This window comes from Acinetobacter sp. MF4642, from assembly GCF_002018925.1.
Lineage (GTDB): Bacteria > Pseudomonadota > Gammaproteobacteria > Pseudomonadales > Moraxellaceae > Acinetobacter > Acinetobacter johnsonii.
In genome coordinates this window covers 92155-110933 of sequence record NZ_MVON01000003.1, presented here as the reverse complement: position 1 = coordinate 110933, position 18779 = coordinate 92155, and the positions used below count along the sequence as shown (strand labels likewise).

General features: G+C 42.7%; 23 protein-coding genes. 14 read left to right on the top strand and 9 right to left on the bottom strand.

Annotated elements, in window-relative coordinates:
• Positions 1–42 precede the first annotated feature (42 nt).
• The 3 genes from MF4642_RS02740 (at position 43) to MF4642_RS02730 (ending at position 2298) form a co-directional block, all read left to right on the top strand.
• Positions 43–849 carry an NYN domain-containing protein gene (locus MF4642_RS02740; RefSeq protein WP_078425231.1) on the top strand — a complete coding sequence of 269 codons (807 nt, stop codon included), beginning with the start codon at positions 43–45 and terminating at the stop codon, positions 847–849.
• A 1-nt stretch (position 850) separates the two neighbouring features.
• Positions 851–1609: a hypothetical protein gene (locus MF4642_RS02735; RefSeq protein WP_078425230.1), complete on the top strand. Its 759-nt coding sequence runs from the start codon at positions 851–853 to the stop codon at positions 1607–1609.
• Positions 1610–1728: 119 nt separating this feature from the next.
• Positions 1729–2298 carry an HdeD family acid-resistance protein gene (locus MF4642_RS02730; RefSeq protein WP_004978978.1) on the top strand — a complete coding sequence of 190 codons (570 nt, stop codon included), beginning with the start codon at positions 1729–1731 and terminating at the stop codon, positions 2296–2298.
• Between the two features lie 86 nt (positions 2299–2384).
• On the opposite strand, the gene MF4642_RS02725 is transcribed toward MF4642_RS02730, so the two are convergent.
• A complete protein-coding gene (locus MF4642_RS02725; protein ID WP_227518506.1) occupies positions 2385–2798 on the bottom strand; it encodes a carboxymuconolactone decarboxylase family protein in 414 nt (137 codons plus the stop codon).
• Positions 2799–3135: 337 nt separating this feature from the next.
• Between MF4642_RS02725 and MF4642_RS02720 the strand changes: the two genes are divergently transcribed.
• The 6 genes from MF4642_RS02720 to MF4642_RS02695 all read left to right on the top strand — a co-directional run bounded on the left by MF4642_RS02720 (position 3136) and on the right by MF4642_RS02695 (position 8159).
• Positions 3136–4296 (top strand): glycerate kinase, encoded by a 1161-nt coding sequence (locus MF4642_RS02720; RefSeq protein ID WP_171262488.1) that lies wholly within the window; start codon positions 3136–3138, stop codon positions 4294–4296.
• Between the two features lie 149 nt (positions 4297–4445).
• Entirely contained in the window at positions 4446–6434 is a 1989-nt protein-coding gene (locus MF4642_RS02715) for an ATP-dependent helicase (RefSeq protein WP_078425228.1), read from the top strand.
• Between the two features lie 98 nt (positions 6435–6532).
• Positions 6533–6793: an RNA recognition motif domain-containing protein gene (locus MF4642_RS02710; RefSeq protein ID WP_029574937.1), complete on the top strand. Its 261-nt coding sequence runs from the start codon at positions 6533–6535 to the stop codon at positions 6791–6793.
• 40 nt (positions 6794–6833) lie between these two features.
• Positions 6834–7196 (top strand): ASCH domain-containing protein, encoded by a 363-nt coding sequence (locus tag MF4642_RS02705; RefSeq protein WP_227518505.1) that lies wholly within the window; start codon positions 6834–6836, stop codon positions 7194–7196.
• Between the two features lie 75 nt (positions 7197–7271).
• Positions 7272–7775 (top strand): DUF6586 family protein, encoded by a 504-nt coding sequence (locus tag MF4642_RS02700; RefSeq protein WP_004978994.1) that lies wholly within the window; start codon positions 7272–7274, stop codon positions 7773–7775.
• A 105-nt stretch (positions 7776–7880) separates the two neighbouring features.
• Positions 7881–8159: a hypothetical protein gene (locus MF4642_RS02695; RefSeq protein ID WP_004692486.1), complete on the top strand. Its 279-nt coding sequence runs from the start codon at positions 7881–7883 to the stop codon at positions 8157–8159.
• Between the two features lie 57 nt (positions 8160–8216).
• Here MF4642_RS02695 and MF4642_RS02690 read toward each other — a convergent pair whose 3' ends face one another.
• From MF4642_RS02690 to MF4642_RS02675, 4 genes are all read right to left on the bottom strand, one after another.
• Complete coding sequence (locus MF4642_RS02690) at positions 8217–9932, bottom strand: cation:proton antiporter (protein ID WP_005400844.1); 1716 nt, start codon at positions 9930–9932, stop codon at positions 8217–8219.
• A gap of 144 nt (positions 9933–10076) precedes the next feature.
• Positions 10077–10232, bottom strand: a complete 156-nt coding sequence (gene rpmG / locus MF4642_RS02685) for a 50S ribosomal protein L33 (RefSeq protein WP_003654787.1) — start codon at positions 10230–10232, stop codon at positions 10077–10079.
• A 12-nt stretch (positions 10233–10244) separates the two neighbouring features.
• On the bottom strand, positions 10245–10481 hold the full coding sequence (gene rpmB / locus MF4642_RS02680; RefSeq protein ID WP_000048256.1) for a 50S ribosomal protein L28: 237 nt from the start codon (positions 10479–10481) through the stop codon (positions 10245–10247).
• A 159-nt stretch (positions 10482–10640) separates the two neighbouring features.
• Complete coding sequence (locus tag MF4642_RS02675) at positions 10641–12089, bottom strand: coniferyl aldehyde dehydrogenase (protein WP_078425226.1); 1449 nt, start codon at positions 12087–12089, stop codon at positions 10641–10643.
• Between the two features lie 116 nt (positions 12090–12205).
• On the opposite strand from MF4642_RS02675, the gene MF4642_RS02670 reads away from it, so the two are divergent.
• The 5 genes from MF4642_RS02670 to MF4642_RS02650 all read left to right on the top strand — a co-directional run bounded on the left by MF4642_RS02670 (position 12206) and on the right by MF4642_RS02650 (position 15875).
• A complete protein-coding gene (locus MF4642_RS02670; protein ID WP_005400842.1) occupies positions 12206–12907 on the top strand; it encodes a TetR/AcrR family transcriptional regulator in 702 nt (233 codons plus the stop codon).
• A 71-nt stretch (positions 12908–12978) separates the two neighbouring features.
• On the top strand, positions 12979–13845 hold the full coding sequence (purU, locus tag MF4642_RS02665; protein ID WP_004692478.1) for a formyltetrahydrofolate deformylase: 867 nt from the start codon (positions 12979–12981) through the stop codon (positions 13843–13845).
• A gap of 215 nt (positions 13846–14060) precedes the next feature.
• The gene (locus tag MF4642_RS02660) at positions 14061–14828 is read left to right on the top strand and encodes an energy transducer TonB (RefSeq protein ID WP_078425225.1); all 768 of its coding nucleotides are present in this window, start codon (positions 14061–14063) and stop codon (positions 14826–14828) included.
• 19 nt (positions 14829–14847) lie between these two features.
• Positions 14848–15471, top strand: coding sequence for a MotA/TolQ/ExbB proton channel family protein (locus MF4642_RS02655; RefSeq protein ID WP_078425224.1), 624 nt, complete (start codon positions 14848–14850; stop codon positions 15469–15471).
• Positions 15471–15875, top strand: coding sequence for an ExbD/TolR family protein (locus MF4642_RS02650; protein WP_058868889.1), 405 nt, complete (start codon positions 15471–15473; stop codon positions 15873–15875). Before MF4642_RS02655 ends, MF4642_RS02650 begins: the two co-directional genes overlap by 1 nt.
• A gap of 56 nt (positions 15876–15931) precedes the next feature.
• Here MF4642_RS02650 and msrA read toward each other — a convergent pair whose 3' ends face one another.
• The 4 genes from msrA to MF4642_RS02630 form a co-directional block, all read right to left on the bottom strand.
• Complete coding sequence (gene msrA, locus MF4642_RS02645; RefSeq protein WP_078425223.1) at positions 15932–16459, bottom strand: peptide-methionine (S)-S-oxide reductase MsrA; 528 nt, start codon at positions 16457–16459, stop codon at positions 15932–15934.
• Positions 16460–16573: 114 nt separating this feature from the next.
• Positions 16574–17032 (bottom strand): META domain-containing protein, encoded by a 459-nt coding sequence (locus tag MF4642_RS02640; RefSeq protein WP_078425222.1) that lies wholly within the window; start codon positions 17030–17032, stop codon positions 16574–16576.
• A 95-nt stretch (positions 17033–17127) separates the two neighbouring features.
• Positions 17128–18180 carry a DUF4105 domain-containing protein gene (locus MF4642_RS02635; protein WP_078425221.1) on the bottom strand — a complete coding sequence of 351 codons (1053 nt, stop codon included), beginning with the start codon at positions 18178–18180 and terminating at the stop codon, positions 17128–17130.
• A 26-nt stretch (positions 18181–18206) separates the two neighbouring features.
• A complete protein-coding gene (locus MF4642_RS02630) occupies positions 18207–18719 on the bottom strand; it encodes a dihydrofolate reductase (RefSeq protein ID WP_078425220.1) in 513 nt (170 codons plus the stop codon).
• Positions 18720–18779: the final 60 nt, after the last annotated feature.

Sequence of the window (18779 nt, the reverse complement as noted above, 5' to 3'; positions counted from 1 at the left end):
TGTCAAAATGATTCTCAAATAATCATAATATTTGGGGTGTATGTGGAAATACAAACAAAAAAATTTGCAGTGCTAATTGATGCTGATAATTCATCTATTAGTGCAATTCCATCAGTACTTGAAGAAGTAGCTAAATATGGTATTGCCAGTGTCAAGCGTGTGTATGGTGATTGGAGTAGCGACACTTTGAAAAATTGGCGTGAGGTTCTCTTACCTCATGCAATCACGCCAGTTCAGCAGTTTGCCTACACAAAAGGTAAAGATGCTACAGATATGATTTTAATTATTGATGCGATGGACTTACTTTATGCTGGGGCCTTGGATGGTTTTTGTATCGTTTCTAGCGATAGTGATTTTACCCCTTTAGCATCTCGTATCCGTGAAAATGGTTTAAGTGTTTATGGATTTGGGAAAAAGAAAACTCCGGAGGCTTTTAAGAAAGCTTGTGATAAATTCATTTATATAGAAAATTTAATTTCAGATAGCGATCTTAAGAATAATGAAGAAGAAGATATTGTGGATTCTGATAATAAGAAGATAGCGGAAACATTGAAAGTTATAGATCAAAAGATGAGTAGTCAATCAAAAGAAGGTCTTGCTCCTGAAATGATTGATCGAGCAACTTTAAATTTGGTTTATAAAGCCGTTAAAGATAATGCTGATGAAAATGGCTGGGCTAATTTGAGCATGGTAGGGCAATATATTAGTGCGGTAAAACCTGATTTTGATTCACGAAATTATGGTCGCGCTAAATTGTCAGGATTAATTAAAACACTTAATTTATTCGAAACTAAAATTGATATGAGTCAAATGTATTTAAGAAAAATGAAAAAGCAGAGTGCCTCTTAATATGTGGAAAAAACTTCGTATTTTAATATTACTGCTGATTTTATTGGTGGTCGCTTTGAATGCTTATCGGGATCAGAACCAAGATTGGAGCAAGCCTATTATTGTATTACTCCATCCAGTTAATGCTGATGGACAAGGTACAACTCAGCAATATATACAGCAATTGACGCCTGCGAACTTAAAAGGGGTACAAGGTTATTTAGAGCAGATGTCGGCGACATATCGCGGCCAACCGATTGCGATTTATTTCCAACTAGGGCGTGAACTCAAACAGCTACCGCCGAAAGTGCCTGAGCAGGCAAGTTTATTGGATACGGTCTTGTGGAGCTTAAAGTTCCGTTATTATGCATGGAAAAACCATCAAGGTTCAGATGGTGCACCAACTGTTACTTTGTATTTGAACTATTATGACCCAGCACTGACCAAAGAGCTTAAACACTCGACAGCTTTGCAAAAAGGTCGCATCGGTTCAGTGAATTTATTTGCTTCGACCAAGCAAACTGAGCAAAACAAAGTCGTGCTTGCACATGAACTTTTACATGCCTTTGGTGCCATTGATAAATACGACTTAGCCACAGGGCAGCCGATGTATCCGGCGGGTTATGCATATCCAAATCAACAACCGCTGTTCCCTCAAGCCAAGGCTGAATTAATGGCCGGGCACATTCCAACCTCACAAACACAGAGTAAAATGCCTGAGTCGATTGATGAAACATTGGTGAATGAGATCACTGCGATTGAAATTGGGTGGAAAAAGTAACTGTGGATAATGTTGAGTTTATCCACAGCATGGATTGATTGTGTGGATAAGCTCAAACCTACAAGTTCGATGCAAAACATGTTAAAACTAAGTGAACGAAAATCAAACTTGAGAAGAAGATGAAAACAGTCGGTAATGATTTAGTTCGCCATCAACTCCATGAAAATCGTAAATGGTATTTGGGTTTAGGGATTTTATTGGTGTTGTTTGGTTTCGTCCTTTTGGCAGCTTTGCCTTTTGCCACCTTATCTGTGGTGTTTATCTTTGGCGTGCTCATGATGATAGGTGGTGTTCTACACTTCATCGCAGCCTTTAAGATTTTTGAGGGTGGCTTCCGCTGGTTATGGGCATTGTTTGGTGTGTTGTATTTGGTTGCGGGCTATTACGCATTTACTACACCTGTGAAAACAGCCATTGTCTTGACCAGTGTTTTAGCGGTTTTCTTGATTATTGCAGGGGTCATTCGTATCTTTAATGCAATCTTATTTCGAGCATTCCAAGGTTGGGGCTGGACACTTTTTTCTGGTGTTTTAACTCTGCTGGCAGGCATTATGATTTTAACTACACCAGATGCTCCATTTTGGGTGCTGGGCTTATTCCTTGCTTTTGATATTTTATTCCAAGGGATTAATTATCTGACTCTAGCGGCAGCCATTAAGCAGATTCCACCAGCAAGCCAATCTGAATAAAACGTGATTAAAAAATAAAAGGGAGCCTCATGTAGGCTCCCTTTTTTTTGTGCGGTTTATATCACTTGCAAAGCTGAATGGCATGCTTATGGATTGACGGTATATTGACTTGAAATCGCAATACGATTCCACGTATTAATCACAATGGCGATCCATTCAATAGCGGCAACTTCTGCCTCGGATAAACTTTTTGCTGCTTCTTGATACGCCGAATCGGGGAAATGCTGCTGGGCAATGAGGGTAATTTCTTCAATTAAAATCAGCGCGGCGCGTTCTTTTTCGGAAAAATATTCACTTTCTTGCCATGCACTGATGAGGGCAATCCGTTCGATTGATTCGCCTGCTTTCATGGCATCTTGTGTATGCATACGCACACAGAATGCACATTGGTTAATCTGTGAGGCTCTCAGTTTCAACAAGTGTGAAAACCCAATCTCAAGACCTGTTTGTTGGACTTTTTGCATGGATAAGTTTTCGAGTTCTAATACTGTTTTATACAGTTAAAGTGCAGCTTTTCCCAAATTGATACGTTGCATACATCACCTATTTTTTAAGAGCCTTGAATGTTTAATGATGATTTTATCGGCTAATTGATTCGCACTTTGTTTAATTTATGCATTAAAACCAAATGGACTATGGTGGCCATTTTGGTGACGCGTACAGTAAAATTCAGAGATGGCTAAAATTAAAAAATTATTGAGGCTATTTTGTCTTTATGGAGATGTATTCAGTTTCAATCACAACGAACTGTGCCAAGGACAATGAAAAGAGAAAAATGCGGGTGGGAAATTTATCAATCGTGTTATTAATAAATTAAATTTTCTAAAAAAATTATGGATGATGACAACTTTTATTTTAGCGCCTGATTCATTTAAAGAAAGTATGACTGCAGAGCAGGTCTGTGCGGCGATGCAGCGCGGAATTCAAAACATAATCCCTGATGCTGTATGTATACATGTACCCATGGCAGATGGCGGCGAAGGCACAGTCGATGCTTTATTAACATCTTTAGCTGGCCAAAAAATCGAATGTGAAGTAACAGGGCCATTGCCATCACAACGAGTTAAAACGTATTGGGGCTTATTTGATGGTGGGCAAACGGCTGTTATTGAAATGGTCAAAGCCAATGGTATTCATCTGCTTGAGCCCGCACAGCGAAATCCATTGCTGACCACAACTTTAGGGACAGGCGAAATAATTTGCCATGCATTGGATCTAGGCGTGTCCAAAATTATTTTGGCTCTTGGAGGCAGTGTCACCAATGATGCAGGCAGTGGCATGGCACAGGCGCTTGGAGTACGCTTTTTAGATGTACAAGGGCGGGAAGTGCCCGTTGGTGGTGGTCATTTACGAGATATTGAACGGATCGATATGCAGGCTTTAGACCCACGCTTGCAAAAGATTCAAGTTTTAATTGCCTCCGATGTCACTAATCCGCTGTGTGGCATGCAAGGCGCTTCGTATGTGTTTGGCCCGCAAAAAGGGGCGAGCGCAGAGATGGTTGAGCAGTTGGATCAAAACTTGAGTCATTTTGCAGATGTGGTGGAAACACAGCTTAATCTACAGATACGTAATGTCGCAGGGGCAGGCGCCGCAGGAGGGCTAGGTTTTGGTCTAATGGCCTTTACGGGCGCTAAGCTTCAGTCTGGCGCGAATTGGGTGATTGAGCAAACTCAACTGGCGGAGAAAATAAAGCAAGCCGATTATGTCTTTACTGGTGAAGGCAGTATCGACTTCCAAACCAAGTTTGGTAAAACGCCGTGGGCGGTGGCTCAGTTAGCCAAGCAGTTGAATAAACCTGTGATTGCCTTTGCTGGACGTGTCGGAGAGGATGTTGAGGCATTATTTGATGAAGGGTTTAGTCAAATTGTTTCGATCAATGAACCCGACTGTGATTTAGCAACAGCATTGAAAAACGCAGAGCAGAATTTGCAAAACAGTTGTGAGGACATCACCCGACTTTTGCTTTTAAATCATACTGAGCAAGGTGAGTTTTAATTTTTTGAGGCAGTAAGCGGTTCGAGCATGAGTTCTTAGCCCCAGATCTGAAGGTGCATTTCAGACAGAAATGGATAATCGTTGCTGTAGCCTCATATTGAAGTCATAGATTTGTTAGACTAGGAGCATCCACGAATTGATGAGTGATTATGAGTTTAGCCAGCCTAATTGATGAATTAAACCCGCAACAAAAACAAGCTGCCACGACTGAGTCGCAACACAGTCTGGTGCTCGCAGGGGCTGGCTGTGGCAAGACGAAAACCATTGTGGCACGTGCTGCATACCTAATTGATCAAGGGATTCCTGCCAACCAAATTCAAATTTTAACCTTTACCCGTCGTTCAGCCAGCGAGATCGTGGCGCGAGTGGAGCTGGCTTTGGGTGAGCAAGCCAAAGGGCTGCGCGCATCGACTTTTCATACTTTTTGTATGTATCTGCTGCGCCGTGTACCAAAAGCCTTTGGTTTAGAACAGTTTTCAATTATTGATCGTGATGATCAACTGATGATGTTCCGCCTGATTCGTGGAAAAGATGACAAGAAAAATCCTAATCAGCTGCCTAAACCGCAAGAACTGTGTGATCTGTATTCTTTTGCACGAAATACGCGTCAAAAGTTGAGTGATGCCTTAGAAAAACAGCATCCTGAGCATCTGGCCTTTAAAGATCAAATTGCGGAAATCATGAAAGAGTACGAGACACGTAAGCGTGCGCGTAGCTTTTTAGATTATGACGATATTCTTGCGATCGTGGCCTCAGCACTCGACCAGTCAGATGGTTTAGCCGACTATGTGGCATCGCTCTGCAAACACATGCTGGTCGATGAAATGCAGGACACCAATCCTTTGCAGTGGGCCTTGCTTGAGCCCCTTAAAGACAAAGTGAGCCTGTTCTGTGTCGGTGATGATGCACAGTCGATTTATGGTTTCCGTGGAGCAGATTTTGAAAATATTCACCATTTTAAAGACCGTGTGCCGAATGCTCAGGTGTTTAAATTGGAGCAAAACTATCGTTCAACCCAAGAAATTTTAGACCTTTCAAATTGGCTGCTCGATCAATCTGAGATTCAATATAACAAACGCCTAGATGCTCATCGGGGTGAGGGCGTGAAGCCTCGCATGCACATTTTCCCAAATGAGTTTGATGAAGCAAAATGGATCGCGATCGACATTAAAGAGCGCCATTACTTACAAGGCAGTAAATGGTCGGATCATATGGTCTTGGTGCGTTCTAGCTTTGCAGCACGGCATATTGAGGCAGCATGTATTGCAGCCAATGTCCCCTATCGATTTATTGGGGGTATGAAACTGCTTGAAACCGCGCATGTGAAAGATTTGCTCAGTTTGCTGCGCGTGATTGCCAATCCTCTCGATGATATTGCATGGATGCGTTTTCTCACTCTGTGGAATGGGGTGGGAGATGTAGGTGCAAGCCGTCTTGCTCAGCAACTTTTACTGGAGCCTGAGTTTGATTTGATCTTTGATAAATTAGAAAAATTTGGACGGATTCCTGCTGAAACATTGTTGATCATGAAGCAAATGACGGTACTGAAACAGGAAGTACAGGCTTGCGTCGGTTTGGGTATTCAAGCGATTGAAGCACAATTGGCTGAAAATTATAAAAAAGACTGGAACCGCCGCCAAGGTGACTTTGAACTGGTTAAACAATTGGCTTCTAAACATACCCAATTGAGTGAGTTTCTAGAGGAATATGTGCTTGATCCTGTGTCGATTTCTGAAATCGAACGCCAGTCAGATAGTGATGTCGTCACTCTGATTACCATTCACTCGGCCAAAGGTACAGAGCAAAAAGTCTGTTATGTCGTCAATGTCACCCCAGGGCAATATCCACATGCACGTGCTCAGGGTGATTTTAATGATGTCGAAGAAGAGCGTCGGGTCTTGTATGTGGCGCTGACCCGGGCTCAGAATGAGCTGATTTTAACCAAGCAAAATTTAAGTCTATGGGCGCGAGACGTGATTGATGAGCAGGGGCGCAAAGTCGAAAGTTATTTTTTGAATGATCTGACGCGAAATTTGTGTAGCATGGAAACCCATCATAAGCCCCGTCAGCAAACGGTAAAGAGTGCTTTAATTGAGCGCCAATCGATTAATTTAGATTTTGGGATTAATCTCGATTAAACTAAACAGATTACATTGTGGTATTTGTTGTGCAATGTTCAGAAAGTAGCGTAGGCGATTGCTTTTTGATGATTTTGCCTATTTTTGAAGGTTGTAAGATGAAAATTTTAGTTCGTAATTTAGAGCGTACAGTGACTGAAGCTGAACTGCTTGAATTATTTAAGCAATACGGCACAGTTGCATCATGTAATTTAATCCTCGATGCAGCAACAGGTAAATCGAAAGGTTTTGCTTTTGTTGAAATGCCGCATGCACGTGAAGCCATTAAAGCCATTAAAGGGCTTAATACACTACGTTTGCATGGCACTGGTATTCGCGTCAAACAGGCGGAAGATAAACCTGAGAAGCCAGAAGCATAAATAAAAAGGAGCAATGGATGCTCCTTTTTTATGGGATAAAATGAAAAAAATCTATCCAGCTTTATCGATTGTTGCGCCGATGGGACGACAAATTTCTCAAGGAAATAAAACCTTAGGGATACGTTCTTGGCGACCAGAGCAATGGCCACTCAAAGATTTGATTATTGTGGAAAATAAGCACTATTTAACCCACGAGGACGATGAAGAGTTGGGGTATGCTGTTGCTATGGTTGATGTTGAGTCGATTCACTCATGGAGAGAAGATGAGCTTGATTCGGCGATGGCATCATATTGGGAAGAGGGATATTGGGCTTGGGTACTCACAAATGTGCGTCCCATGCATATTTCGATGCCTGTCATAGCAAAAAGAAAGATTTATTTTATTGAAATAGATCATGCATAATTTTTATTATGCACTGCTGTATAGAAAGATTACTCTTAGAATTGTTATAAACGCCAAAACTTAGGAACACCCTTCATGACTCGTGTTGCCCGTTACCATGCTGATCGCACTAACCAAAAACTCTACTTTGCTCGACTTTCATGTCAACAAGCAGAACAAATTGATCATGTGCAACAAGCTCAGGCTTACCGTGAGGCTGCTGTGTTTCACTTGCATGGCGCAGTGCTTGCGTTTCTACAAGAGTTGGTCCGTTACTACCGCTTAAATGACTTTACCCCGACCTTGAAGTCCATAGAGGAGCATATGGCAGCTAAGGGCCAAGTCTCGCCTGAAGTGACTGTAATGCAACAACTCTCGAAAGAAGGTTTCATTGCCGAGTTAAAACGTGCTTATCGCTTGTGTCAGTATGCGCCAGAGCCGAGTACACCTGAACCTGAGTCAGAAACTTCATCCAATTTGATCATCAAAGTAACTCAAACCCCTCAGGCATGGTTACCCGATACCAAAATTTTACGCGAGTGGCATCGAGACTTAACGGCGTTGATCGATGGCTTTCGGAATGAGATGGTTGAATTCTAAAAGCGATGACCAACGCTTGAAGTTTGAAAATTTGTCCTTATATCAATAAGTCTAAGCGAAGCAAAGTGCAACTGCCTTTGCCACCATGTTGAACATGGAGGAAATATGTCTATAGAACAATTGAAAGAATTATTTGGAAATCAAGAAGCCATTTTAGAATTGGTTCAACTTGAAGGTGGTGAGCTTGCACTACGTAACGCAGGTTCGGAGAGTGCGCCTTTAGTCACGATCCAGTTTAATGAAGAGCTCAAAGCATTATTGGGCGACCAGACAACAGTCGTTGCTCAGCAGATGGTGCAAGCGGCTTTATACGGCTTACTTGAAAAACAAGTGGGCGAATGGCAGGCTGAAGTGGTGGACGAAAAGCCACAGTTCTTCAGCTAAGCCGAATATGAAAAAACGCACTGAACAGTGCGTTTTTTTGTATCCAGTGTTGGTTGGTTAGTGGGTGGGTGCTTGATGATGTGCAATCTGAATTTGATTTAAAATATGATTGCTCATATTTTTCGCCATTTCCTCTTTTGCAAAATAAACTTCACCAATTTGATCGCGGCGAATCACTTCGGCTTCTTCTTTGCTTTCCGCACATACTAAGACCTGAATCTCAGGATTGAGGGTTTTGGCAATATCCACGATTTTATGAATATCTAAAATATCCATCGGGGAAAGTACCAACAGGCGTGCATGTTGAATATGGGCTTGAATCAGTACCCCAGGGTCTGTCGCCATCCCAGAAACAGCCGCAATGCCTTTTTCACGCAGGTTTTCTACAATTTCACGGTTTTCTTCCGCAATCACCACTTTAATGTCTTCGGCCATCAATTGTTTGGTAATGCGACGGCCCACTTCACCATGCCCAACAATTACCACTTGGTCACGTAAATAGTCTTGTGAGACTTCATCAGGCAGCATTGCCAGTGGGTCACCACTACGCTCCAGTAAGCGTGCTAGATGCGAGCGCTCACGAATCCAACGTTGTACAGGCTCAATTGCGGAGAACACAAAGCTGTTTAAGGTGATGGAGATGAGTGCTCCTGCCAAAATTAGGTTTTGCCCTTCTAAGGACAAGAGTTTAAGTGAAACCCCGAGTGTCGCTAAGATGAAGGAAAACTCACCAATCTGTGCCAGTGACGCACCGACAGTGAGGGCAGTATTGATGGGGTAGCGGAAAAAGAGCACTAGTGCCATAGCGGCAATGGTTTTGCCGACCATAATAATTGCAACGACTGCAAGCACATGTACCGGTTGTTCCACTAAGATGCGCGGGTCAAATAACATGCCCACTGCAACAAAAAACAAAATGGCAAAAATTTCACGTAGAGGGAGGGTTTCTTCTTCGGCACGGTGGCTAAAGTCAGACTCTTTAACGACCATCCCGGCAAAGAAAGCGCCCAGTGCCATGGAAACACCGAAAATTTTGTACGCGCCAAAGGCGATTGAGACCGCAGCAGCCACCACGGTTAAGGTAAACAGTTCACGTGAACCAAGTCGAGCAACAAATTGCATGATCATTGGAACAAGACGTTTCCCGATGATCAGCATAAAAGCGATGAAGCCTACTACTTTAAGTAAGGTGATGCCTAAGGTAAGCCAAATGTTGTCATCAGTACTGCCTGCAAGGGCTTCTCCACCGAGTAGAGCTGCTGTTGCGGGTAGGAGTACCAGTACCAAGACCATGACCAGATCTTCAACCAAGAGCCAACCTACGGCAATTTTACCGTTGACCGAATTGAGTAGACCACGGTCTCCCAGTGCTTTGAGTAATACCACTGTACTGGCACAAGACAGGCTTAAGCCGAAGACCAAGGCGGAACCAAAACTCCACCCCCAGATCATACTGACGCCTATTCCGAGCAGGGTCGCGACAGCAATTTGTAAAATAGCACCAGGGAGTGCAATACGTCGAACTTGTAATAAGTCATTGAGGGAAAAATGCATGCCCACACCAAACATGAGGAACATGACCCCAAGTTCAGCCAATTGGTTCGCCAGATGAATGTCCGCGACAATACCAGGGGTATTGGGGCTAATAATGATACCCGCAATCAGATAACCAATGAGTGGGGGAAGGCGTAAGCGTACGGCAAGATAGCCGAAAATGAGCGCAAGCCCAAAACCGACAGCAAGTAATATAATGAGATCTACGTCATGAGGCACTAAAAACTCCTTAAGCAAAAGTTAAGGGTGAAAAAGAAGCAAAGCACAAAAGGTGCCAAAAGAGATTAAAAGTTTAACAAGTCGAACGAAAAAAAAGCAAAAAAAAACGACCTAAAGCAGGTCGTTTTTTTCAAAAAACTAAAATTATTTAATTTTAGCTTCTTTGAAGATTACGTGTTGACGGATTTTTGGATCAAATTTTTTGATTTCCATTTTTTCCGGCATAGTACGTTTGTTCTTAGTTGTGGTATAGAAATAACCTGTACCAGCAGTAGAAACTAGGCGAATTTTATCACGCATGGTTCAGACTCCTTAGATCTTTTGACCTTGAGCACGTAGGTCAGCAACAACCTTCTCGATACCCAATTTGTCGATAATACGCATACCTTTTGTAGTTAGACGAAGACGTACGAAACGTTTTTCGCTTTCTAACCAGAAACGGTGGTGATGCAGGTTCGGCTCGAACCGGCGTTTGGTTTTGTTATTGGCGTGCGAGACGTTGTTGCCAACGACTGGACGCTTGCCGGTAACTTGGCAAACCTTAGACATGGTGAACTCCATTGCTAGACAGCACCGATTGTGCGCTAGTTATTAAGTAAACGGATGAAATCATTCAAGGGGCGTTTTATACCAAAAATGCGCTTAAAAGACAAGCGATTTTCATTAAAACTAGGCATGAACCCGTGCGATAGGTCATGCCTTGATCATTTAGCGAAGAAGGGTCTTTGAAATCAACTTGTGAATTGGTTTGTTAAACGGTGGGAGAATGAATTTCAAGCTATATAACTTGGGATTCGACATCACTGACCGTTCATGCGACAAACTGAAGAAACCTTCTGGACCATGATATTTCCCCATACCTGATGCACCAACGCCACCAAATGGTAAATCGTCTTGTGCGACATGGGTCAAAACCGTGTTTTGTCCGAAATGCCCTGAATGAGTACGCTGTGCAACATAATCTGCACGCGCCTGATCAAAGTCGAAGTAGTATAATGCAAGTGGACGCGGACGGCTATTAATAAACTCGATAACATCGTCTATTTGATCATATTCCATGATCGGTAGCAGTGGCCCAAAGATTTCCTCTTGCATAATACGCATGTCAGGCGTGACCCCAGTTAACAGTGTAGGGGGCACTTTACGTGTATCGGAGAAGGTTTCATGGGCTGGGTTGACCTCAACCACCTGCGCTCCATGCTCACGTGCATTTTCAAGATAACCTTGCAAGCGGTTGTATTGGCGGTCATTAATAATCGAGGTGTAGTCTGGATTATGCAGAATGTCGGGATACATCTCTTCCACACACTCGCGGAAGTGCTCAATGAACTCGGCAGTTTTACCTTTAGGCAAGAACATATAGTCGGGTGCCACACAGGTTTGACCTGCATTCCACAGTTTTCCTGCGGCAATCCGCTGCGCAACATCCCGTAAATGAATAGAAGGATGTACTAATACTGGTGATTTTCCGCCAAGTTCGAGGATCAGTGGAACGAGGTTCTCTGCCGCAGCAGACATGACGGTTTTACCGACATTGGTTGAACCTGTGAAAATCAGTTTGTCAAAAGCCAGACGACAAAAGGTATCCGAAATTGCACCACCACCATTGGTCACGGAAACTAACTCTTGAGGAAAGGCTTCAGAGAGCGCTTTTTCAAGGATGCGACCAAAGTTGCCCGATGAACTTGAAATTTTAATCATGGCATGGTTGCCCGCCGCCAAAGCACAAATCAGGGGGCCAATCGAGAGTAATAAAGGATAGTTCCATGGGGTAATAATGCCGATCACACCTAAAGGTTGATATTGCACCCATGCTTTAGCTGGCTGATGAATGATTGAAACGTGACGTTTCGAGGGTTTCATCCATGTGGTTAAATGCTTGCTATAATATTTGATGTGTTCAAGGCAGGTGAGTAATTCCCCAATTTTAGTTTCACTGGTGGAACGGTTACCGTAGTCTTGATTAATTGCCTCTGCAAATTGATCTTGATACTTAACTAAGATACGCTTAAGTCGTGCCAAACGGTCAATACGCTCTTTTGCGGTTGGCAATGGATAGCGTAAATAAGCGTGCTTTTGCTGTTCAAGCACATCATGTAGGTGCTGAATATCATAAGAATGTGGTGTCAATGAAGTTGTTTTTGTTTGACTGTTCATGCCGCACTACCATTTCAAATTTCAATTTATGTTTAATTTTTAGAGTAATTGCTCTAATTAGTCAAGTTACTTTATGTGTTAGTCTTCTAATGCACTGAATGAATGGTTATTTTAGGATGTCTCAAACTAAAACGTTGAAAACCAAAGAACGTATTTTGCAACTCAGTTTGCAGCTTTTTAACGAGCGTGGAGAACGTTCTGTTACGACCAATCATATTGCCGCTGAATTGAATATGAGTCCGGGAAATTTGTATTATCACTTTCGCAATAAAAGTGAAATTATCAAAGAGCTTATGGAGCAGTATCAAGGCGAAACGCTACAGATGCTGGCTTTGCCGGATGACCGTCTGTTAGATGCCAATGATAAAATTCGTTATTTTCAGGTGCTGAGCAGCCAGTTATGGGCTTATCGCTTTTTACACCGTGATGTCTACCACTTGGTTGAAAACAATGAAGACTTCCGCAAGATGTATCCGCGTTTTGCAGGGCAAGTGATGCAACAAGGGCAAAAAATTTATCAGGCCTTTGTTGATGCAGGTCTGATGCAAATGACGTCGTCTGAAATTGAAGCCTTGATTATCAATTTATGGATTGTACTGACCAACTGGACCAACTTCCTTTATATGTCGGGTCATATCACTGACTCCAATACATTAGAAGAAAAGTGGGTTTGGCAGGCACTCCGTCAAATGGTGTTCTTAGAAGGGGCCTATTTGCGTGGTGAAAGTCGTGAGACGTATGAGCGCTTGTTGGATACGATGGGGCCATCTGAACTGTTTTCGAGCTTGGCGTCATTTAAATCGGATGATAAGCCATAAGGTGTTTTGACAGCTGAGTAAAAAGCGCTAGAATACTCGGCTTGATTTTCATTTTACTGATTTAAACTGACATGAATATGACAACTGCTAACACGGCACGTTTACTGATTACTTGTGAAGATAAGCCAGGGATCGTGCAAGCTGTATCGAGCTTTTTGTATCATCAAGGCGCGAATATTACTGCGCTTGATCAATACGCGACTGAAGCTCAGGGCGGACGTTACTTTATGCGTGTTGAGTTTGAACTAGACAATTTACAGTCTCGTAAAGAAAGCATCACTCAAACTTTTGCTGCAAATGTAGCAGAGCGTTATGAAATGCAATGGCGTTTGGCGCTGGTCAGCGACGTGAAAAAAGTCGGAATTTTGGTGTCTAAAGTAGACCACGCCTTACTTGAGCTGTTATGGCGTCATGCGCGTGGTGGTTTGCCGTGCGAAATTACCAAAGTGATTTCTAATCATGAAACTTTACGTGAAGCGGTTGAGAACTTTGGCATTCCGTTTGAAGTTGTCCCTGTAACGAAGGACAACAAACGCGAAGCTTATGCTGAAATTGATGAATTAATGCAGGGCAATGATTTATTGGTACTTGCGCGTTATATGCAAATTCTAGATGAAGCATTTGTCGAAAAGTGGGAAATGAAAGTGATCAACATTCACCATTCATTCCTACCGGCTTTTGTTGGTGCAAACCCATACAAGCAAGCGCATGAAAAAGGTGTAAAACTTATTGGCGCAACCGCGCACTATGTCACTGCGGATCTGGATCAAGGTCCGATCATTGAGCAAGATGTAGAGCGCGTGAACCATGACTTTACGGTTGATCAATTACGTGAATTGGGTCAGGATGTTGAACGTAACGTCTTGGCACGTGCAGTGAAGTGGCACTTAGAAGACCGTATTATTGTTGATGGTAACAAAACAGTCGTTTTCCAATAAAAAATGGGTTGCAAGCAAGATTTAAAAAGGCATACATTAAGTATGCCTTTTTTGTTTGAGTACGATTAGAAAAAACCATAAAAAGTGACAAATTAATAGTTGCAAATGAAAACACTTCTCATTTATCATTGCGCTACTTTATTGTACTAACCGATAAGCGTTATAGTGGAAACCAACCCAGTGGCCACTCCGCTTAAATTAGGTCACCGATTTTAATGAGTTCAACAGTTATTTCTCCTATGCAGACTCCCAACCCGATGAAAAAGAAAGTTCTTGCTGCTTTGATCGCGGTTGTCGTGGGCCATATGGGCGTATTGTGGGCAGTGAACCACATGAAAGCTCCTGAACTCAAACCGATTGAAAAAGAACCATTGAAGGTTCGCTTCGTTAAAATTCAAGAACCACCAAAACCGCTACCGCCTAAGCCGAAGGAAGAACCGAAAAAGGAACCGACTAAGCCGAAGGAAGTGAAGATTGTGGAAAAACCACAACCGACCCCACCGAAAAAGGTAGAAAAGGTTCAACAAGTTAAAAAAGCAGAAGTGGTTAAACCGGCTGTTAAACCAACCGAAACCCCAGTAAAACCGACAGTCACTACGACGATTACAGAGAAAAAAGTCGAAAAACCTGTCGTGCAACCAGAGCAAGCGAAACCTGTTACTCAAGCTGAGCCTGCCGATACTTCACCGCGGTCGGTGTCGATTGGTGGTTCAGGTGTGCAATGGAGCCGCTCTCCAAAACCAGTTTATAGTAATCAAGATTTACAAGGTGAAAACCGTCGAGTAGTGGTGTTGATTGAGGCGAATGAAAAAGGGTCGATTGTGAATGCCCGTATTACGCGCTCAAGTGGTGTGCCTGCTTTAGATGAAAAGATTTTAAGAGCTGTCAAAGGCGCTAAATTTAAACCTTATAAAGAAAATGGTGTGGCTTATCCAATTCGGGCTGAGCAACCATTTGATTTAGAATTGAATACAAAACGCTAACTTTATCAGGAGTTCGAGTATGAACTTTTCAGTTTATTGGCAACATGCTGATGCAGTCAGTAAAACACTGTATTTCATCTTGTTGGCAATGTCGATTGCAACGTGGACCATCTTTGTTTTACGTATCATGGGTACACGTCAATTGAAACAACAAGCTTATGCTCAACTTTCACAAGCTTTAGCTAAGTTAAAATCAAAGTTTGCTGTATTGAACTTTGAACAACGTAAAGCCGTTGCAGAACAAGCACTTCTTCGTCAAATTTCTGCTGAAAAAGCGAATGCGGAAAAAGGTGTTTCAGTTCTAGGTACGATTGCATCGCTTGCACCGTTCGTTGGTTTGTTCGGTACAGTATGGGGGATTTTCCATGCCCTTGTTGCGGTTGGCAAAAGTGGTCAAGCGGGCTTAGCGCAAGTTGCAACCCCTGTAGGTGAAGCATTGATCATGACGGGTTTAGGTTTGGCCGTCGCGATTCCTGCGGTGTTAGCGTATAACATCTGTGCGCGTGTAAACCGTACTTTGGCACATGAGCTTCAAGACCAAGCACACGGCTTGCTCATTGATACTATGTTGCAACAAGACTCAGCACCTGTGGCAGTAGAAAGTAAAACGACTCAACAAGGTTTAGTTGGAGGTCAAGCTTAATGGCTTTTCAATTGGGTGACGATAACGATGCTGGCATGAATGAGATGAATCTCATTCCGCTGATCGATATTATGCTGGTTTTGATGATCATCTTCTTGGTGACAGCGACCGTTGCCAACCCATCAATTCCATTAACTTTACCAAAAACGACGGCTGATATTGTAGATCCTCCACCTAAAGCCATTACGGTAAGCATTAATGCAAATGGCGAAGTGGCTTGGGATAATCAAGTGATTAGCTTGGAAGAACTACAAACGCGTTTTAATGAAGCGGGTGAGTTGGAAACCAAGCCAACGGTTCAACTTCGTGCAGATAAAGAATCTCGTTACGATATGGTCGCACAAGTCATGTCTCGTGCGAGTGAAGCTGGACTGGCGGATATTGCTTTCGTAAGCGATAACTAAGTTGATGTTAAAAAAAAGCGACTCTTGAAGTCGCTTTTTTATTGTGAATTATTGAGTTATTTGCTGTCTTTCAATAAAGCCTGAAACTTAGAGCGCAGCTTCATCAGTTTTGGCGGAATGGCAAAGTTGCAATAGCCTTGAGAAGGGTTACGAGCGTAAAAGTTCTGGTGATAGTCTTCAGCTGAATAGAACGTCGGTACAGGACTGAGTTCAGTCACAATATCGAGACCTTCTGCCTTTAAGTCGTTAATCGCTTGCTCTGCATCAACACGCTGCGCATCATTAAAATAATAAATGACTGAACGATACTGGGTGCCGACATCATTGCCTTGACGGTTGAGTGTCGTAGGATCATGAGTGGCAAAAAACACATCGAGCAGCTGAGCATAGCTGATTTGAGTTTCATCAAAATCAATTAAAATAACTTCGGCGTGGTTGGTATCGCCACGACAAATGTCTTCATACGTTGGGTTGTCGGTATTTCCACCTGCATAACCACTGGTAACTTTATGTATGCCCTGAAGCTCTAAATAAACCGCTTCTACACACCAAAAACATCCACCACCAAAGAGTGCTTGTTGCATTTTAAAATCCTAATTGTGTTTATATCTGTTTATATAAGGGCTGATTGGTGCAGTACAATGTTGTCTGCTACAGATTAAAAAAGCCTGTGATTACAGGCTTTTTATAGAAATAATTTAACGTGGTTGAATGGCAGAGCCAAACTGTAGCAGCAAGTTGCCATGTCGATCGAGTAGTTTCAGAGTTTTACCAAACACTTGGTAATGTGTCACTTTTGCCACCGCTTCTTGGAACTGTTGCGGAACAGTACTGTTATTGATACAGGCCATTCGGGTGGTTGCGAGCTGGCTCAAGGTGAGCGTATCGCGTCCTACGGTATAGCTGCCCATAATGCGGTTACAGCCATCTGCACCACTGATGCGGTTATCAGCTGAAAACTGAAGGCTTGGAATATTACGTTCATTGGGTGCTGTTTTAATTTCGGTATTGCCGATTTGCGTCAAAATCCAAGTCCGTTGCTGAAGCTGTTGAATGTTGGCCATTTCAATGGTGTCGGATGGCGGTGGTGTCGTTTGGCAGCCAGTCATGATTAAGCTACTCGCTAAAAGACTGCTTGCAATCAGTTTTTTTAACATGGGATCAGACTCTTATTTTGATGTATCGTCTGAACTATCAAAGCAAATTTTGTCGTTGATTGCCAGTTTTAACTTGCAGCTTTTCGTTGCAGACCTTAGCGTGTTTGGTCAACGGGTAAACCCTGACGAATGAGCTGTGAATACTCACGACTGGTTAACTCTGTTTCTTTGCTTACACGTGGGTTGATATAGGCTTTTTGATACCACGTTTTCATATCCCACTGTGGGCTAATCGCGCCTAAGTCATACAGATAGTTCGGTAAATAACCTGAAGCTAAAATACGGTAGTCAGTCGGTAAAGCGTCATGTGAAACGGCTTGAACCATATCAAACACCAAGGTGGTGCAATTACTGGTGAGGGTGTTATACCACTTAGGATGTTTGGCGAGCTCGTCTGCTTTATGTAAATACTCTACAAACAGTGCTTTACTTTCAGCCTGTCCGAGGCGAACAGGAAAGAAATAGACTTGTTCCTGACGAATATTGCTGCGGGTATAGACAATATCATGTTCTTCTGAGGCGACTAAACTCAACTCATATTTTCTAAAAAAACCACCAATCGCTGAAAATTCTTCATTTTTCTCTTTGCGAATTTCAATGGAAAAGGTCAGCGGTGCGGTATTGGCAAAATCAAAACTGACCAAAGTATGTGCAATTTGCGGCCCCATCCAGTATGAGGTAATGATATTGACCCCAGTGATTTGATTTAGATCGAAAGAGCGGGTATCCCAATGTTCAGTATAGGAGCCGTCAGGGTGCCATGTGAAATTGCGGACATTATGAAGGGTGATATGGTCGCCTTGTTTTTCATAATGCAAGATTTTTGCTACTTCAGGTTGCCAGTCGCGGTCTTGGCGAGCATCTAAACTAAAATACCAAGACAAAGCCAGTAAAAAGCCAAGGAGATAAAGGATGATATCGAGGCGACGACCAAAAAAGCTTTGGGTGATATAGATGCCCAAAATGCTGAGCGCAAAAGCAATCCAGATTCCAATAAAAAGACGGCTGACCAACCAGCCCAAAGGCTCTTGAATCCACAATGCAAAACACAGCCAAATTGAACTCAACAAGACAAAAATACTAAACAGGGTGTGGAGTAATCCAAAGCCCAGTGTCCGCCAAAATTCTATTTTGATCATGTTGTGCATCGTGCTTTTAGCAAAAAGAATATGCTTTATTTTTGATAGGTTGCGAACTCAAAAGCAATTCCAGTTTTGTCATCAATATGTTGTTCTGACGCGACTTTTTTGAATGCTGCTGGAATGGCAGGGTAATGCGCATCACCTTGCACATCGAGTTCAACATGCGTGAGTTCTAAACGGTCCGCAATGTCGATGGTCTGTTTAAAAATTTCACCGCCACCAATGATAAAAATACTGTCGGGTTTTTCTGAAGCTTGGACATCAGCAATAGCTTGTGCTAAAGCTTCTTCGATGCTGTAAGCCACCTTTGTGCCTTCAAAAGTCCAAGAGGTGTCGCGAGTAATAACCCAATTGACACGCTTGGGTAAAGTACGGCCCATCGATTCCAGTGTTTTACGGCCCATAATGACCACACCACCTTGGGTGATGGCTTTGAAGTGTTTCAGATCGGCTGAAATATGCCAAGGTAGGTCATTGCCTTTACCAATACAGCGCTGCTGATCCATTGCGACTACATGTACAACTTCTAAGTTTTGAAAGGTCATAACGCGCTCAAATGTTGGGTCATATTTCTCACTCTTCCTCAAGGAGAGGAAGAATATCTA